Here is a 15,993-nt window from a genome sequence, read left to right as displayed (position 1 = left end):
CCTGAGGCGCCGGAATATCCCCGGGGTGGCACCGGTTTGGGAAGAAGCGGCCAGTGCTGGCAGACTGGTCCGTCGGTCCCGGTTCACGTGCGGCATCCTGCCGCCGACCCGGCGCCCTCCCGATACCTAGGAGACTCCCTTGAAGCGCGACGTCCACCCCACGTACGTGGTCACCTCGGTGACCTGCACCTGTGGCAACGAGTTCACCACCCGCTCGACCGAGGCCTCCGGCGTGATCCGCGCCGAGGTCTGCTCGGCCTGCCACCCGTTCTACACCGGCAAGCAGAAGATCCTCGACACCGGTGGCCGCGTGGCCCGCTTCGAGGCCCGCTTCGGCAAGGGCCTCAGCGGCAACCGGGCCTAGCGCTCACTCGGCGCCGGTCTCTGGCGCCCCCGCGTTCACGCGGGGGCGTCCGGGCCGGCGCCGTTCGCGTCTCGCCGTCCATCTCTCACCTTCCGGGAAAGTAGGCCGATCCCCATGTTCGAGGCAGTCGAAGAGCTCCTCGTCGAGCACGCCGACCTCGAGACGAGGCTGGCCGACCCGTCGGTGCACGCGGACCAGGCGAACGCGCGCAAGCTCGCCAAGCGGTACGCCGAACTGACCCCGATCACCCGCACCTACCGGGCCTGGAAGCAGACCGGCGAGGACATCGCGGCGGCCCGCGAGTTCGCGGCCGAGGACCCCGACTTCCTGGCCGAGGCCAAGGCCGCCGAGCAGCGGCAGGGCGAGCTGACCGAGGAGCTGCGGCTGCTGCTGGTCCCGCGCGACCCCAACGACGAGAAGGACGTCATCCTGGAGGTCAAGGCGGGTGAGGGCGGCGAGGAGTCCGCGCTCTTCGCCGGCGACCTGCTGCGGATGTACCTGCGGTTCGCGGAGCGGGTGGGCTGGAAGACCGAGCTCATCGACGCCAACGAGTCCGACCTCGGCGGCTACAAGGACGTCTCGGTGGCCGTGAAGACCAAGGGCAGCCAGCTGGAGCCCGGCCAGGGCGTCTGGGCCCGGCTCAAGTACGAGGGCGGCGTGCACCGGGTGCAGCGGGTCCCCGCCACCGAGTCGCAGGGCCGGATCCACACCTCCGCCGCCGGCGTGCTGGTCACCCCGGAGGCCGAGGAGGTCGAGGTGGAGATCCACCAGAACGACCTGCGGATCGACGTCTACCGCTCCTCGGGCCCGGGCGGGCAGTCGGTCAACACCACCGACTCCGCGGTCCGGATCACCCACCTGCCGACCGGTATCGTGGCCTCCTGCCAGAACGAGAAGAGCCAGCTGCAGAACAAGGAGCAGGCGATGCGGATCCTGCGCTCGCGGCTGCTCGCCGCCGCGCAGGAGGCGGCCGAGCAGGAGGCCTCGGACGCCCGGCGCAGCCAGGTCCGCACCGTCGACCGCTCCGAGCGGATCCGGACGTACAACTTCCCCGAGAACCGCATCTCGGACCACCGCACCGGCTTCAAGGCGTACAACCTGGACCAGGTCCTCGACGGCGACCTGAACGCGCTGATCCAGTCCGCCGTGGACGCCGACGCCGCGGCGAAGCTCGCCGTGGCACACGAGCAGTAACCACCGCAGAGGGGTACGTACGGATGAACCTGCTGCTCGCCGAGGTGGCCCAGGCCACCCAGCGGTTGGCCGCGGCCGGCGTGCCGTCGCCGCGCTTCGACGCGGAGGAGCTCGCCGCACACATCCACCACGTCAAGCGCAGCCAGCTGCACACCGTGCCGGACGCCGACTTCGACGCCCGCTACTGGGAGGCGATCTCGCGCCGCGAGGCCCGCGAGCCGCTGCAGCACATCACCGGGCACGCCTTCTTCCGCTACCTGGAGCTGGCGGTCGGCCCCGGGGTCTTCGTGCCGCGCCCGGAGACCGAGACGGTGGTCGAGTGGGCCATAGAGGCCGTCCGCGAGATGGACGTGGCCGAGCCGCTGGTGGTCGACCTGTGCTCCGGCTCCGGCGCGATCGCGCTCGCCCTGGCCCAGGAGCTGCCGCGCTCGATCGTGCACGCCTTCGAGCTGGACGAGGGAGCGCTGCGCTACACCCGCCGCAACATCGAGGCCAGCCCCGACCGCGACCGGGTCACCCTGCACGCGGGTGACGCCACCGCGGCCTTCGCCGAGGACCGCTCCTGGGACGGCCGGTTCGACCTGGTGATCAGCAACCCGCCGTACATCCCGCTGACCGAGTGGGAGTACGTGGCGCCGGAGGCCCGCGACCACGACCCGCAGATGTCGCTCTTCTCCGGTGAGGACGGCCTGGTCGTGATCCGCGGCATCGAGCGGGTGGCCGCCCGGCTGCTGAGGCCCGGCGGCGCCGTGGTGATCGAGCACGCGGACACCCAGGGCGGCCAAGTGCCGTGGATCTTCAACGAGGAGGGCGGCTGGACCGACACGGCCGACCACCGGGATCTGAACGGGCGGCCGCGTTTCACGACAGCCCGAAGGGCGAGGTCGTGAACCGTTCAGCGCCGTACGACAGCCCGAAGGGCGAGGTCGTGAACCGTTCAGCGCCGTACGACAGCCCGAAGGGCGAGGTCGTGAACCGTTCAGCGCCGTACGACAGCCCGAAGGGCGAGGTCGTGAACCGTCAGCGCGGTACGACAGCCCGCAAGACTTCGCTGTGACTTCCAACCGTCTTCGAAGGGGACCGCTCCGATGAGCCGCCGTTACGACTGTGCCGACGCAGGCGACCGTGCGACCGGGCTGCGCGAGGCCGCCGCGGCGATCCGCCGCGGCGAGCTGGTCGTGCTGCCGACCGACACCGTCTACGGGATCGGCGCGGACGCCTTCAACCCGGAGGCCGTGGCCGGCCTGCTGGCGGCCAAGGGTCGCGGCCGCAACATGCCCTCACCGGTGCTGGTCGGCTCGCCCACCACGCTGCACGGCCTGGTGACCGACTTCTCGGAGAAGGCCTGGGAGCTGGTCGACGCCTTCTGGCCCGGCGGCCTGACCCTGGTGGCCAAGCACCAGCCCTCGCTGCGCTGGGACCTGGGCGAGACCCGCGGCACCGTCGCGGTCCGGATGCCGCTGCACCCGGTCGCCATCGAGCTGCTGAACGCCACCGGCCCGCTGGCCGTCTCCAGTGCCAACAAGTCGGGCCGGCCCGCCCCGGCCGACTGCGCGGAGGCCGAGCTCCAGCTGGGCGACCCGGTCGCGGTGTACCTGGACGGCGGGACGGCCGAGCACGGCCTGGCCTCCAGCATCGTCGACGTCACCGGCAAGGTGCCGGTCCTGCTGCGCGCGGGCGCCGTGAGCATCGAGCAGCTGAGGGAGGTCGTCCCCGACCTGGAGGCCGGCAGTTGACCGCCTCGCTCCATGACCGGATGCCGTCCTACGTCGCGGTCGTCCCCCGCCCCTCGGACTACTTCCGGATCCTCTTCGTCTGCACCGGCAACGTCTGCCGATCGCCGATCGCCGAGCGGCTGGCCCGCCATGAGCTGGACACCCGGCTGACCGAGCGGGCGGCCGGCCGGATCGTGGTGGAGAGCGCGGGGACCTGGGGGCACGAGGGCGCGCCGATGGAGGCTCACGCGGCCACCGTGCTCGGCGAGTACGGCGTGGACAGCGGCAACTTCGCCGGCCGCGAGCTGCTGGACGAGCACGTGGTGGAGGCCGACCTGGTGCTCACCGCGACCCTGGACCACCGCGCGCAGGTGATCTCGATGGGCCACGCGGCGGGCCTGCGCACCTTCACGCTCAAGGAGTTCACCCGGCTGGTCACCTCGATAGACCAGGCCACCCTGCCCGAGGTGGACACCGGCACCGACGTCACCGAGCGGGCCAGGGCGCTGGTGCAGGCGGCCGCCGCGCTGCGCGGCTGGCTGCTGGCCGCCTCGCCCGAGGCGGACGAGGTGGACGACCCCTACGGCGCGCCGATCGGGATGTTCCGCAACTGCGGCGAGGAGATATTCCACGCGCTGGACCCGGTGCTGACCGCCCTGACGGGCGTACCCGCCCCGCGCCATCAGGCCCCGGGGCCCGCACGGTCCTAGGCTGGACTCCACCGCCCTAACGGCCCCGGAGCGCCGCCATGACCCTCACCGATGCCGCGCACCGCCTCGCAGCACACCGCCACGCCTGGCAGCCCTCGACGGCCCTGAGCGCGGCCGATCCCGAAGTGGCCGACCTGCTCTCGGCGGAGGCCGAGCGCCGAGCGGGCAGCCTGCAGCTCCTGGCGGGGGAGAACCTCGCCACCGAGGCCGTGCTGGCGGCGCTGGCCGGCCCGCTGGTGGACAAGTACGCCGAGGGCTACCCGGGCCACCGCCATCACACCGGCTGCGCCGTGGCCGATGCCACCGAGCTGCTGGCTATCTCCCGGGCCCGCGCGCTGTTCGCCGCCGATCACGCCAACGTCCAGCCCAGATCCGGGACTTCGGCGATGCTGGCGGCCTTCGCGGCACTGCTGCGGCCGGGCGACACGGTGCTGGCGATGTCGCTGGAGCACGGCGGCCACCTCTCCTGCGGCTCGCGCGCCAACTTCTCCGGCCGCTGGTTCGACGTGATCGGCTACGGCGTGCGCGAGCAGGACGGGCTGATCGACCTCGACCAGGTCCGCGAGCTGGCCAGGACGCACCGGCCCAAGGCGATCATCGCCGGCTCGATCTCCTACCCCCGGCACCCCGACTGGGCGGCCTTCCGGGAGATCGCCGACGAGGTGGACGCCTACCTGGTGGCCACCGCCGCGCAGATCACCGGCCTGGTGGCGGCGGGCGCCGCGCCCTCCCCGGTGCCGTACGCGGACGTGGTGGTGGCCGCCACCCACAAGATGCTGCGCGGCCCGCGCGGCGGCCTGCTGCTCTGCACCGGGGAGCTGGCCGAGCGGGTGGACCGGGCGGTCTTCCCGTTCACCCAGGGCGGCGCGGCGATGAACGAGGTCGCCGCCAAGGCCGTGGCGTTCGCCCAGGCGGCCACGCCGGAGTTCGGCGCGTACGCGCGGCGCGCGGTCGACGGGGCGCGCGCCCTGGCGGCCGCGCTGGAGCGTGCCGGGGCGCGTCCGCTGACCGGCGGCACCGACACCCACCTGGTGACCGCCGACGTGGGCCCGCTGGGCCTCACCGGGGCCCAGGCCGAGCGGATGTGCGCGGCGGCGGGCCTGCTGCTCGGCAAGTGCGCGGTGCCGTTCGATCCGGCGCCGGCCGCCGAGACCTCCGGCATCCGGCTCGGCACCGGCGCCTGCGCCGCCCTCGGACTGGGGCCGGAACAGCTCGCGGAGGTCGGTGAGCTGATCGGTGGCCTGCTCAGCGGGGGTGCGCCGGCCACGGCGGCGGCCCGGGTGCGCGCGCTGGCCCAGCGGCCGGGGAACGGCGGCGGTGGTCCGGGCCGCTGATCGGAGCGGAACGCGGGCCGCTGATGCGAACCGCGATGCACACCACGCGCGTCCGACTCAATAAGGTGGGTGCCGTGGCGACGCACCTCGAACCCCTGAGCCGTACGGCAGCACCCTCCGTACGCACCCGGCTGCGCGCGCGGAAGGAGGACGGCGGTGCGTGAGTACCTGCTCGTGGTCTTCTGCACGGCGGCCGTCACCTACCTGCTGGTGGGCCCGGTCCGCAAGTTCGCGATCATCGCCGGCGCGATGCCGCCGGTCCGCGCGCGCGACGTGCACCGCGAGCCCACCCCGCGGCTGGGCGGCATCGCCATGTTCGGCGGCCTCTGCGCGGGCCTCCTGGTGGCCTTCCAGCTGAGCAACCTGGGCAAGGTCTTCCACGAGGACTCCTCGGACATCAAGGCCCTGCTCTCCGGCGTCGGCATCATGTGGGTGCTCGGCGTGCTGGACGACAAGTGGGGCGTGGACGCGCTGGTGAAGCTGGGCGGCCAGATGATCGCCGCCGGCGTGATGGTCTACCAGGGCATCACGGTCATCTCGATCCCGGTCCCCGGGGTCGGGCCGGTCGCGCTCAGCCCGACCCTGGGCATGGTGATCTCGGTCGCCCTGGTGGTCGTCATGGTCAACGCGGTGAACTTCATCGACGGCCTGGACGGCCTGGCCGGCGGCATGGTCTGCATCGCCGCGATGGCCTTCTTCCTCTACTCCTACCGGCTCTGGTACGGCTACTCGATCAGCGAGGCGGCCCCCGCCGCGCTGTTCAGCGCGCTGCTGATCGGCATGTGCCTGGGCTTCCTGCCGCACAACCTGCACCCGGCACGGATCTTCATGGGCGACTCCGGCTCGATGATGCTCGGGCTGATGCTGGCGGTCGCCGCGATCTCGGTGACCGGCCGGGTCGACCCCGACCTGATCACCGCGCAGACCGGCGGCTCGCAGACCGCCACCACGCACATCCTGGTGCCGATCTACATCCCGCTGCTGCTGCCGCTGGCGGTGATCGCACTGCCGCTGGCCGACCTGCTGCTGGCGGTGGTGCGCCGCACCTGGGCGGGCCGCTCGCCGTTCGCCGCCGACAAGCAGCACCTGCACCACCGGCTGCTGGAGATCGGCCACTCGCACAGCCGCGCGGTGCTGATCATGTACTTCTGGGCCGCGCTGATCGCCTTCGGCACGGTGGCGTTCTCGTTCACCAACACCGGCCGCACCGTGGTGCTGACCTGCGCCGGGTTCTGCCTGGTCGGCATCGTGGTGCTGCTGCTGCCGTGGTTCCGCCCCAAGGCGCCCGCCGCGGTGCAGTCCATGGTGCCGCCGCGCTACCGCCGCGGCAGCCGCGCGGCCGCCCGGGGCAACGCCGTGGTGACCGCGGCCGGCGCGGTGACGGCGGCGGCGCCGGCAGCCGACCCGGTGCTGCGCGAGGAGGTCCCGGCGATGGCCGAACTCTCGGCCAGGGACCAGGAGCTGCTGGGCCGCCTGGGCACCGGTGCGAGCGCGGTCGGGGACCATCCCAAGCGCTGATACCCTGCCGGCTCCACGAGCTGATGGCCCCTCAACTTCGTTGCTCCATCTGCCTCACCCGTTCGGCGGCACTGATGGGCCGTCGGTGTGACAGGAGCCACACGTTCATGGTAAAGCTCTCATCAAATAGTTTGTGATACCGTTCACGAGTACCGAGAACAAGCCGAAAGACCTACTGGTGAAGGACTTCCGTCCCCAGTGGGTCCGCCTCGAGGAGCCCCGGCCGCTCGCCGGCCGGTCTCGCGGCAGCCTCGCTCGGTCCGGTGTCCCCGCACCGGTGCGCCACCCCTGTTCTCGCTTTCCCGTTGAGCGTTCCCCCGTCCTCGACATGCCGCCGGAGTTGCCGACATGCCGTCCCACGACGCCCGGATCATCCGAGGCGCCGCAATCCCCACTGCGGTCGCTGGTGTGCTCGCCGTTGCGATCTCCGCCGCGGTCGTGGGGAGCAAAGGCCTGATCGGCGCCCTGGCGGCGACCCTGCTGGTCCTGGGGTTCTTCAGCTTCGGCCAGTGGGCCCTAGACCGGCTGACCAGGAACAATCCCCAGATGATGATGGCCGCCGGCCTGCTGGTGTACATGACCCAGATCATGGCGGTGGCCGTTGTTCTCGCGGTGTTCAAGAACACGACGCTTTTCAACACCAAGGCGTTCGGCTTCACCGTGCTCGGCTGCGCCCTGATCTGGACCGCCGGTTCGGTGCGCGCCTCACTCAAGGCCAAGATCTTCTACGTCGAGAACGACTCCGCCACGCGGAAGTCCGACGAGGTGTCGCGGTCGGAGCGTCAACAGTGAGCAGTGCCGGCTGTCCCCCTGGCGAGGGGGGCGGTGTTTATGCGGCGCTGACAGGCTGCTATCGTCCGACGCAACAACGGAGTACGGGAAGCGGCCAGGTCCCGCCGAGCGGTGCGTGCACACCGAGCGGACGGATCGCCCCCCGGACCCGCGCAGTCAGACAAGATCCCGCGCCGGCAGCCACTGCCGGCGCGCCGGGTCCGCGAGAAACCCATCAAGTTCCAGTGCCGCTCCGTGGCCGCAGGCCGCGCCGACACACCGAGGTTGCCGTAACCATGCGTCACGACGAAGGAGTCCGTGGTGAGTGCTGACCAGCTCACGCAGTCGCTTGCCTCTGGGGGCTGCCACCTGTTCTCCGGCTGCGGCTTCCCGGCCCCCGGCCTGAACGAGTTCCAGTTCCACCCGATCTTCACGGTCGCCGGCTTCGGCTTCAACAAGCCGATGCTGCTGTCGATCGTCTGCGCGCTGCTGGTGATCGGCTTCTTCTGGGCCGCCTTCGCCAAGCCGAAGGTGCTGCCGGGCAAGCTCCAGCTGGTCGGTGAGATCGGCTACGACTTCGTCAAGCGCGCGATCGTGTTCGAGAACATCGGTAAAAAGGGCGAGAAGTACGTCCCGATGATGGTCTCGATCTTCTTCTTCGTGTGGATCATGAACATCATGTCCGTGATCCCGTTCGCCCAGTTCCCGGTCACCGCGGTGATCGCCTGGCCGGCCGGTCTGGCGCTGGTCTGCTGGATCACGTACATGAGCCTGACCTTCAAGAAGCACGGCTTCGTCGGCGGCATGAAGAACCTCTGCTGGCCCTCGGGCGTGCCCGGCTGGGTCATGTTCATCCTGGTCCCGATCGAGTTCTTCTCGAACATCTTCGTGCGGCCGTTCACGCTCGCCGTCCGTGCCTTCGCCAACATGTTCGCCGGTCACCTGCTGATCGTCGTCTTCTCCGTGGCGACCTGGTACCTGCTGAGCCCGAGCCTGGGCGCGCTGTACGGGACCACCTCCTTCGTGGTGACCCTGGGTCTGACCGCGTTCGAGTTGCTGGTCCAGTTCCTGCAGGCCTACATCTTCGTGACGCTGGCCAGCAGCTACATCGCCGGTGCGCTGGAAGAAGCGCACTGAGCCGGTCACGGCTCCAAGGCACACGTTCCCTCTGAATCGTCCGGTGGCCAACCACCACCGGCCTCATCACCCCTGCAAAGGACACAAAGAGATGGCACTCGTCGAGAGTCTCGCTGCGGTCAACGGCTCCATCGCCTCGGTCGGCTACGGTCTCGCTGCGATCGGCCCCGGCATCGGCGTCGGTCTGATCTTCGGCAACGGCGTGCAGGCCATGGCCCGCCAGCCCGAGGCGGCCAACCTGATCCGCTCGAACATGTTCATCGGCTTCGCGCTGACCGAGGCGCTCGCCCTGATCGGCATCGTCATGCCGTTCGTCTACGGCGTCAAGTAATCCTGCCGTAACCCACCGGACGGAAGGTCCAGATATGTCGCTCATCGCGATGCAGCTGGCTTCGGAGGACTTCAACCCTCTGATCCCCAAGGCGCCTGAGCTCATCATCGGCCTGATCTGCTTCTTCGTGGTCTTCGGTCTGCTCGGCAAGAAGCTCCTCCCCAGCATCGAGAAGGTGCTGGCGGAGCGCCGGGACCAGATCGAGGGCGGCATGGAGCGGGCCACGGCCGCACAGGCCGAGGCGCAGGCGCTGCTGGAGCAGTACCGCGCCGAGCTCGCCGAGGCGCGCCACGAGGCCGCTCGGATCACCGAGCACGCTCGCGAGCAGGGTGCTGCCCTGATCCGCGAGATGCGCGAGGAGGGCCAGCACCAGCGCGATGCCATCATCGCCGCGGGCCACACCCAGATCGAGCACGACAAGACGCAGGCGACCGCCGCCCTGCGCCAGGACGTGGGTTCGCTCGCTTCGCAGCTGGCCTCCCGCATCGTGGGTGAGTCCCTTGAGGACCACGCCCGCCAGAGTGGCGTGATCAACCGCTTCCTGGACGACCTGGAGGCCAAGGCCGACGCGAGCGCGGCGGTCGCCAAGTGATCGGCGCCAGCCGCGAAGCCTTCGCTGCCGGCCGCGAGAACCTGGACAGCCTGACCGACAACACCTCGGTGGACTCGGCCAAGCTCGCCGAGGAGCTCGGCGCCGTGACCGCGCTGCTGAACCGCGAGGTCTCGCTGCGCCGTGTCCTGACCGACCCCGCGCGGTCCGGTCAGGACAAGGCCCAGCTGATCGCCTCGGTGCTCAGCGGCCAGGTCTCCGGCGAGACCGTCGACCTGGTCTCCGGCCTGGTCCGGTCCCGCTGGTCGGGCTCGCGCGACCTGGTCGACGCGACCGAGGAGCTGGCCGCCTACGCCGAGGTGATCGCCGCGGAGCAGGCCGGCAAGCTGGACGACCTGGAGGACGAGCTCTTCCGGTTCGGCCGGGTCGTCAGCGGCTCGCACGAGCTGCGCGCCGGGCTGACCGAGCCGAAGGCCGGCAAGGCCGCCAAGGCGGAGCTGGTCAACAAGCTCCTCGGCGGGCGCGCCCAGCCGGGCACGGTTCGCCTGGTCACCTCGCTGGTCACCAACCCGCGCGGTCGTAGCCTGGACCAGGGCCTGGCGGCCTACGCCAAGCTCGCCGCCGACCGCCGCGACCGCGTGGTGGCGCTGGTCACCACCGCCGTTCCGCTGAGCGACGGCCAGAAGCAGCGCCTGTCCGGCGCGCTGGCCAAGCTGTACGGGCGCGCGGTGCTCCTGAACATCGACGTCGACCCCCAGGTCGTCGGCGGTGTCCGGGTCCAGGTCGGCGACGAGATCATCGACGGCACCGTGTCGAGCCGCCTGGAGGGCGCTCGTCAGGCCCTCGAAGGCTGAGCCACCCGCACAGCACATCCGACCCTCGGTCGGGCGCCGGTCCCATCCCACGGGGCAGCCGGCACATACGAACGGCCGGTCCAACAGCACCGGCCGAGGATCGAATACTTGCGGCCCTCCTTGGGCGGGCCGAGGATCGCAACCTAGGAGAGCAGGGAAGCCTGATGGCGGAGCTTACGATCCGGCCGGAGGAGATCCGGTCCGCGCTGGCCGACTTCGTCCAGTCGTACCAGCCGGACGCCGCCTCGCGTGAAGAGGTCGGCACGGTCACTGGCGCGGCGGACGGTATCGCCCATGTCGAGGGCCTGCCCTCGGTCATGGCCAACGAGCTGCTGAAGTTCGAGGACGGCACCCTCGGCCTCGCGCTGAACCTTGAGGCCCGCGAGATCGGTGTCGTCATCCTCGGCGAGTTCGCCGGCGTCGAGGAGGGCCAGACGGTGCACCGCACCGGCGAGGTCCTGTCCGTCCCGGTCGGCGACGGCTACCTCGGCCGTGTCGTGGACCCGCTGGGCAGCCCGATCGACGGCCTGGGCGACATCGCAGCCTCCGGTCGCCGCGCCCTGGAGCTGCAGGCCCCGGGCGTCATGGTCCGCAAGTCGGTCAAGGAGCCGCTGCAGACCGGCATCAAGGCCATCGACGCGATGACCCCGATCGGCCGCGGCCAGCGTCAGCTGATCATCGGCGACCGCCAGACCGGCAAGACCGCGGTGGCCGTCGACACGATCATCAACCAGCGTGACAACTGGCGCTCCGGCGACCCGAAGAAGCAGGTCCGCTGCATCTACGTCGCCGTCGGCCAGAAGGGCTCGACCATCGCCTCGGTGCGTGGCGCCCTGGAGGAGGCCGGCGCGCTGGAGTACACCACCATCGTGGCTGCTCCCGCCTCCGACCCCGCGGGCTTCAAGTACCTCGCCCCGTACACCGGTTCGGCCATCGGCCAGCAGTGGATGTACGAGGGCAACCACGTCCTGATCATCTTCGACGACCTGTCGAAGCAGGCCGAGGCCTACCGCTCCGTCTCCCTGCTGCTGCGCCGCCCGCCGGGGCGCGAGGCCTACCCGGGCGACGTCTTCTACCTGCACTCGCGTCTGCTGGAGCGCTGCGCCAAGCTCTCCGACGAGCTGGGCGGCGGCTCGATGACCGGTCTGCCGATCATCGAGACCAAGGCCAACGACGTCTCGGCGTACATCCCGACCAACGTCATCTCCATCACCGACGGCCAGTGCTTCCTGGAGTCCGACCTGTTCAACGCCGGCATCCGCCCGGCCGTGAACGTCGGCATCTCGGTCTCCCGCGTCGGTGGCTCGGCCCAGATCAAGGCCATGCGCTCGGTCGCCGGCCGCCTGCGCCTGGACCTGGCCCAGTACCGCGAGCTGGAGGCGTTCGCCGCCTTCGGTTCCGACCTGGACGCGGCCTCCAAGGCGCAGCTGGAGCGCGGCGCCCGCATGGTCGAGCTGCTCAAGCAGGGCCAGTACCAGCCGTTCCCGGTCGAGGAGCAGGTCGTCTCCATCTGGGCCGGCACCACCGGCAAGCTGGACGACGTCCCGGTCGCCGACATCCGCCGCTTCGAGCGCGAGTTCCTGGACTACGTCCGGATCGAGCACAAGGCGCTGCTGGGCGGCATCGTGGAGACCGGCAAGCTGGAGGACGGCACGATCGACGCGCTGACCGAGGCGGTCAAGTCCTTCAAGCTGGGCTTCACCACGGCGGACGGCAAGCTGCTCTCCGAGCAGGCCTGAGTCCGGTAACGAGGGAAAGGACGTAGCGACCCATGGGAGCACAGCTTCGGGTCTACAAGCGCCGGATCCGCTCTGTCACCGCGACGAAGAAGATCACCAAGGCGATGGAGATGATCTCCGCGTCGCGCATCGTCAAGGCGCAGCGCGCGGTGGCCGCCTCCACTCCGTACGCCGATGAGCTCACCCGCGCGGTGACGGCGGTGGCCACCCGGTCCAACGCCAAGCACCCGCTCACCACCGAGAACCCGCAGGCCACGACGGCCGCGGTGCTGCTGATCACCGCGGACCGCGGTCTGGCCGGCGGCTACTCGACCAACGCCATCAAGCAGGCGCTCGTGGTCAGCGAGCGGCTTCGGGCCGAGGGCAAGACGGTGGTGACGTACATCGTCGGTCGCAAGGGTGTCGCGTACTACGGGTTCCGGGACCTCCCGGTGACGAGCTCGTGGACCGGCTTCTCCGACAAGCCGACCTACGGCGACGCGAAGATCGTGGCGAGCGAGCTGATCGAGGCGTTCACCGCGACCGAGGGCGGGGTGGACGAGCTGCACCTGGTCTCCACCAAGTTCGTGTCGATGCTGACCCAGAACGCGGTCGACGCCCGGCTGCTGCCGCTGAAGCTGGACGAGGTCCAGCTGAGCGACGACAAGCCGGCCAAGACCGAGATCTTCCCGCTGTACGACTTCGAGCCGTCGGCGGAAGGCGTGCTGGACGCGCTGCTGCCGCGGTACGTCGAGAGCCGGATCTACAACGCGCTGCTGCAGTCGGCCGCCTCCGAGCACGCCGCCCGTCGGCGCGCGATGAAGAGCGCGACCGACAATGCGGGAGAGCTCATCAAGTCGCTCACGCGGCTTGCCAACTCGGCCCGTCAGGCCGAGATCACCCAGGAAATCAGCGAGATCGTCGGCGGTGCCAACGCGCTCGCCGATGCTAGCCGCGGGAGCGAATGAGAATGACCACCACTGTTGAGCCGGCCGCGAGTGGTCTGGCGACGGGCCGCGTCGCGCGGGTCATCGGCCCGGTCGTCGACGTGGAGTTCCCCGTCGACGCGATTCCGAGCATGTACAACGCCCTGCACGTCGAGGTCGAGAACCCCGACGGCACGGGCAAGAAGACGCTGACCCTCGAGGTCGCCCAGCACCTGCCCGACGGTGTGGTGCGCGGCATCTCGATGCAGCCCACCGACGGCCTGGTGCGCGGCGCGGCCGTCAGCGACACCGGTTCCGCGATCTCGGTGCCGGTCGGCCAGATCACCAAGGGCAAGGTCTTCAACGCCCTCGGCGAGGTGCTGAACACCGACAAGGCGGAGTTCGAGTCCCAGGTCGAGGTCCGCTGGCCGATCCACCGCAAGGCTCCCGCGTTCAAGGACCTCGAGTCCAAGACCGAGATGTTCGAGACCGGTATCAAGGTCATCGACCTGCTCACCCCGTACGTCCAGGGTGGCAAGATCGGCCTGTTCGGTGGCGCCGGTGTCGGCAAGACCGTCCTCATCCAGGAGATGATCTACCGCGTCGCCGAGAACTTCGGTGGTGTGTCGGTCTTCGCCGGTGTCGGTGAGCGCACCCGTGAGGGCAACGACCTCATCGAGGAGATGACCGAGTCCGGCGTGCTGGACAAGACCGCGCTGGTCTTCGGCCAGATGGACGAGCCGCCGGGCACCCGCCTGCGCGTCGCCCTGTCCGCCCTGACGATGGCGGAGTACTTCCGCGACGTCGAGCAGCAGGACGTGCTCCTCTTCATCGACAACATCTTCCGGTTCACCCAGGCCGGTTCCGAGGTGTCGACCCTGCTCGGCCGGATGCCCTCCGCGGTGGGTTACCAGCCGAACCTGGCCGACGAGATGGGCCTCCTGCAGGAGCGCATCACCTCGACCCGCGGTCACTCGATCACCTCGATGCAGGCGATCTACGTCCCCGCGGACGACCTGACCGACCCGGCCCCGGCGACCACCTTCGCCCACCTCGACGCGACGACGGTGCTCTCCCGTCCGATCACCGAGAAGGGCATCTACCCGGCCGTCGACCCGCTGGACTCCACGTCCCGCATCCTGGACCCGCGCTACATCGCGCAGGACCACTACGACACGGCCCTGCGGATCAAGGGCATCCTGCAGAAGTACAAGGACCTGCAGGACATCATCGCGATCCTCGGTATCGACGAGCTGTCCGAAGAGGACAAGATCACCGTCCACCGGGCCCGCCGGATCGAGCGCTTCCTCTCGCAGAACACCTACGTGGCGAAGCAGTTCACCGGTGTCGAGGGTTCGACCGTGCCGCTGTCGGAGACCATCGAGGCCTTCAACTCGATCGCGGACGGCAAGTACGACTCCGTTCCGGAGCAGGCCTTCTTCATGTGCGGTGGCATCGAGGACCTCGAGAAGAACGCCGCCGAGCTGGCCAAGAAGTAGCAGGCCGCTCAGCCGTGAGTGACCAAGAGGGGTGGTTCCCGCATCCTGGGGACCACCCCTCATGGCACTGCGGCTGTGATTCAGGTCATCTCCGCGCCCCACGTTTCATCCCAGGGGCGCGAGCCCGTTATTCTTACCGAAACTCCCGAGTAATCGGGCGTTGCAAGAGCCTAGGAGCCCACGTTGGCTGAGCTGCACGTCGAGCTGGTCGCAGCCGACCGCAAGGTGTGGTCCGGTGCGGCCACCATCGTTGTCGCCCGCACGGCCTCCGGAGACACCGGCATCATGCCCGGTCACACTCCGGTGCTGAGCGTGCTGGAGTCCGGCCCGGTCACCATCCGCACCACCGATGGCGGCACCGTCATCGCGGCCGTGCACGGTGGCTTCATCTCCTTCGCCGACAACAAGCTTTCTCTGCTCGCGGAGATCGCCGAGCTGGCGGACGAGATCGATGTGACCCGCGCGGAGCGCGCGTTGGAGCTCGCCAAGAGCGAGAGCGACGCGCACGCCGAGCGCCGCGCCGAGGTCCGCCTCGTCGCGGCCGGCGGCAAGGCCGCCTGAGGTTTTGCACGGAAGTTCGACCGACGGTCCCGGGGACGCGCGAGCGTGACCCCGGGACTGTCGTATCGGTTGGTAGGGACAGCGCCGTTGTTTCGTTGATACTCCTGGAGTTGATGCGACCGGCAAACGGGGATGCGGGTAGCGAGGAGGTCGGTGAGCATGGTCCTCGCCCTTGTGGTGTGCGCGGCGGTCGTGGCCCTGGGGGTGGTCGGCCTGGTGGCGTTCGCGGTACGCCGCCGCCTCATCCAGCGGGTCGGCGGCACCTTCGACTGCAGCTACCGGCTGAAAATGCCGGCCGACGCCTCGACCCTCCCCGATCTCGACGAGAACGGACAGCCCACCTCAGCCCCGGTCCCCGCGACCGACGGCAAGGGGTGGGTTTTCGGTATCGGGCGCTACAGCGGCGACCACATCGAGTGGTTCCGGGTCTTCTCCTACGCCCCCCGCGCCCGCAAGGTGCTGCCCCGCCGCGAGATCGAGGTCCTCGGCCGCCGCTACCCCGAGGGCCAGGAGGAGCTCGCCCTGCTCTCCGGCTCCGTCGTGCTCCGCTGCCTGCACAACGGCTCCCCGCTGGAACTGGCCATGAGCGACGACGCCCTCACCGGCTTCCTCGCCTGGCTGGAAGCGGCCCCGCCGGGACAGCGGGTCAACGTCGCGTAGCGGCGAACACGCAGGGATGGGGGCACCCCCGCCCGAAGGGTGGGGGAGTGTCAACGTCGCGTAGCGGCGACTGCTCGTCCGGGTGATCGTCGCAGCTTGTCCGGCGTGCGGGCGGGGCTGTTGTGCAGGCTGGTCGTGACCGCCCAGACTG

At 70.1% G+C, this 15,993-nt stretch carries 18 protein-coding genes; all 18 read left to right on the top strand.

What is annotated here, in order from left to right; genetic code table 11:
* Nucleotides 1–139: 139 nt before the first annotated feature.
* The 18 genes from rpmE to OG455_RS14575 all read left to right on the top strand — a co-directional run bounded on the left by rpmE (nt 140) and on the right by OG455_RS14575 (nt 15,842).
* On the top strand, nt 140–364 hold the full coding sequence (rpmE, locus tag OG455_RS14660; protein ID WP_266293808.1) for a 50S ribosomal protein L31: 225 nt from the start codon (nt 140–142) through the stop codon (nt 362–364).
* Nucleotides 365–478: 114 nt separating this feature from the next.
* The gene (gene prfA, locus OG455_RS14655) at nt 479–1,558 is read left to right on the top strand and encodes a peptide chain release factor 1 (RefSeq protein WP_266293806.1); all 1,080 of its coding nucleotides are present in this window, start codon (nt 479–481) and stop codon (nt 1,556–1,558) included.
* Nucleotides 1,559–1,581: 23 nt separating this feature from the next.
* Entirely contained in the window at nt 1,582–2,448 is an 867-nt protein-coding gene (gene prmC / locus OG455_RS14650; protein WP_266293804.1) for a peptide chain release factor N(5)-glutamine methyltransferase, read from the top strand.
* A complete protein-coding gene (locus OG455_RS14645; RefSeq protein WP_266293802.1) occupies nt 2,445–2,615 on the top strand; it encodes a hypothetical protein in 171 nt (56 codons plus the stop codon). Before prmC ends, OG455_RS14645 begins: the two co-directional genes overlap by 4 nt.
* 31 nt (nt 2,616–2,646) lie before the next feature.
* Entirely contained in the window at nt 2,647–3,294 is a 648-nt protein-coding gene (locus OG455_RS14640; RefSeq protein WP_266293801.1) for an L-threonylcarbamoyladenylate synthase, read from the top strand.
* 20 nt (nt 3,295–3,314) lie between these two features.
* On the top strand, nt 3,315–3,983 hold the full coding sequence (locus OG455_RS14635; RefSeq protein ID WP_266300779.1) for a protein-tyrosine-phosphatase: 669 nt from the start codon (nt 3,315–3,317) through the stop codon (nt 3,981–3,983).
* A 38-nt stretch (nt 3,984–4,021) separates the two neighbouring features.
* Nucleotides 4,022–5,317 (top strand): serine hydroxymethyltransferase, encoded by a 1,296-nt coding sequence (gene glyA, locus OG455_RS14630; RefSeq protein ID WP_266293790.1) that lies wholly within the window; start codon nt 4,022–4,024, stop codon nt 5,315–5,317.
* Between the two features lie 156 nt (nt 5,318–5,473).
* Complete coding sequence (locus OG455_RS14625) at nt 5,474–6,835, top strand: MraY family glycosyltransferase (protein WP_266293788.1); 1,362 nt, start codon at nt 5,474–5,476, stop codon at nt 6,833–6,835.
* Between the two features lie 348 nt (nt 6,836–7,183).
* The gene (locus OG455_RS14620; protein ID WP_266293786.1) at nt 7,184–7,627 is read left to right on the top strand and encodes a hypothetical protein; all 444 of its coding nucleotides are present in this window, start codon (nt 7,184–7,186) and stop codon (nt 7,625–7,627) included.
* A 300-nt stretch (nt 7,628–7,927) separates the two neighbouring features.
* Nucleotides 7,928–8,743 carry a F0F1 ATP synthase subunit A gene (atpB, locus tag OG455_RS14615; protein ID WP_266293784.1) on the top strand — a complete coding sequence of 272 codons (816 nt, stop codon included), beginning with the start codon at nt 7,928–7,930 and terminating at the stop codon, nt 8,741–8,743.
* Nucleotides 8,744–8,834: 91 nt separating this feature from the next.
* Nucleotides 8,835–9,074 (top strand): ATP synthase F0 subunit C, encoded by a 240-nt coding sequence (atpE, locus tag OG455_RS14610; protein ID WP_266293782.1) that lies wholly within the window; start codon nt 8,835–8,837, stop codon nt 9,072–9,074.
* A 34-nt stretch (nt 9,075–9,108) separates the two neighbouring features.
* Nucleotides 9,109–9,666, top strand: coding sequence for a F0F1 ATP synthase subunit B (locus OG455_RS14605; protein ID WP_266293780.1), 558 nt, complete (start codon nt 9,109–9,111; stop codon nt 9,664–9,666).
* Nucleotides 9,663–10,478: a F0F1 ATP synthase subunit delta gene (locus OG455_RS14600; protein ID WP_266293778.1), complete on the top strand. Its 816-nt coding sequence runs from the start codon at nt 9,663–9,665 to the stop codon at nt 10,476–10,478. The genes OG455_RS14605 and OG455_RS14600 overlap by 4 nt, the downstream gene beginning before the upstream one ends.
* A 164-nt stretch (nt 10,479–10,642) precedes the next feature.
* The gene (gene atpA, locus OG455_RS14595) at nt 10,643–12,217 is read left to right on the top strand and encodes a F0F1 ATP synthase subunit alpha (RefSeq protein ID WP_266293776.1); all 1,575 of its coding nucleotides are present in this window, start codon (nt 10,643–10,645) and stop codon (nt 12,215–12,217) included.
* A 32-nt stretch (nt 12,218–12,249) separates the two neighbouring features.
* Nucleotides 12,250–13,164, top strand: a complete 915-nt coding sequence (locus tag OG455_RS14590) for a F0F1 ATP synthase subunit gamma (RefSeq protein WP_266293774.1) — start codon at nt 12,250–12,252, stop codon at nt 13,162–13,164.
* A gap of 2 nt (nt 13,165–13,166) precedes the next feature.
* Nucleotides 13,167–14,621: a F0F1 ATP synthase subunit beta gene (atpD, locus tag OG455_RS14585; RefSeq protein ID WP_266293772.1), complete on the top strand. Its 1,455-nt coding sequence runs from the start codon at nt 13,167–13,169 to the stop codon at nt 14,619–14,621.
* Between the two features lie 183 nt (nt 14,622–14,804).
* Complete coding sequence (locus tag OG455_RS14580) at nt 14,805–15,182, top strand: F0F1 ATP synthase subunit epsilon (protein WP_266293770.1); 378 nt, start codon at nt 14,805–14,807, stop codon at nt 15,180–15,182.
* A gap of 159 nt (nt 15,183–15,341) precedes the next feature.
* Nucleotides 15,342–15,842, top strand: a complete 501-nt coding sequence (locus OG455_RS14575; RefSeq protein WP_266293768.1) for a DUF2550 domain-containing protein — start codon at nt 15,342–15,344, stop codon at nt 15,840–15,842.
* The last annotated feature ends 151 nt before the right edge of the window (nt 15,843–15,993 follow it).

It is taken from the genome of Kitasatospora sp. NBC_01287 (assembly GCF_026340565.1).
GTDB lineage: Bacteria > Actinomycetota > Actinomycetes > Streptomycetales > Streptomycetaceae > Kitasatospora.
This window is presented reverse-complemented; position numbering and strand designations above follow the sequence as displayed.

Bases quoted from the DNA above. Each gene is read 5' to 3' on its own strand.
- OG455_RS14590 (WP_266293774.1), top strand. From the start codon at position 12,250: ATGGGAGCACAGCTTCGGGTCTACAAGCGCCGGATCCGCTCTGTCACC.
- atpD (WP_266293772.1), top strand. From the start codon at position 13,167: ATGACCACCACTGTTGAGCCGGCCGCGAGTGGTCTGGCGACGGGCCGC.
- atpA (WP_266293776.1), top strand. From the start codon at position 10,643: ATGGCGGAGCTTACGATCCGGCCGGAGGAGATCCGGTCCGCGCTGGCC.
- glyA (WP_266293790.1), top strand. From the start codon at position 4,022: ATGACCCTCACCGATGCCGCGCACCGCCTCGCAGCACACCGCCACGCC.
- OG455_RS14640 (WP_266293801.1), top strand. From the start codon at position 2,647: ATGAGCCGCCGTTACGACTGTGCCGACGCAGGCGACCGTGCGACCGGG.
- OG455_RS14620 (WP_266293786.1), top strand. From the start codon at position 7,184: ATGCCGTCCCACGACGCCCGGATCATCCGAGGCGCCGCAATCCCCACT.
- prfA (WP_266293806.1), top strand. From the start codon at position 479: ATGTTCGAGGCAGTCGAAGAGCTCCTCGTCGAGCACGCCGACCTCGAG.
- OG455_RS14635 (WP_266300779.1), top strand. From the start codon at position 3,315: ATGCCGTCCTACGTCGCGGTCGTCCCCCGCCCCTCGGACTACTTCCGG.
- prmC (WP_266293804.1), top strand. From the start codon at position 1,582: ATGAACCTGCTGCTCGCCGAGGTGGCCCAGGCCACCCAGCGGTTGGCC.
- OG455_RS14575 (WP_266293768.1), top strand. From the start codon at position 15,342: ATGGTCCTCGCCCTTGTGGTGTGCGCGGCGGTCGTGGCCCTGGGGGTG.
- OG455_RS14605 (WP_266293780.1), top strand. From the start codon at position 9,109: ATGTCGCTCATCGCGATGCAGCTGGCTTCGGAGGACTTCAACCCTCTG.
- atpE (WP_266293782.1), top strand. From the start codon at position 8,835: ATGGCACTCGTCGAGAGTCTCGCTGCGGTCAACGGCTCCATCGCCTCG.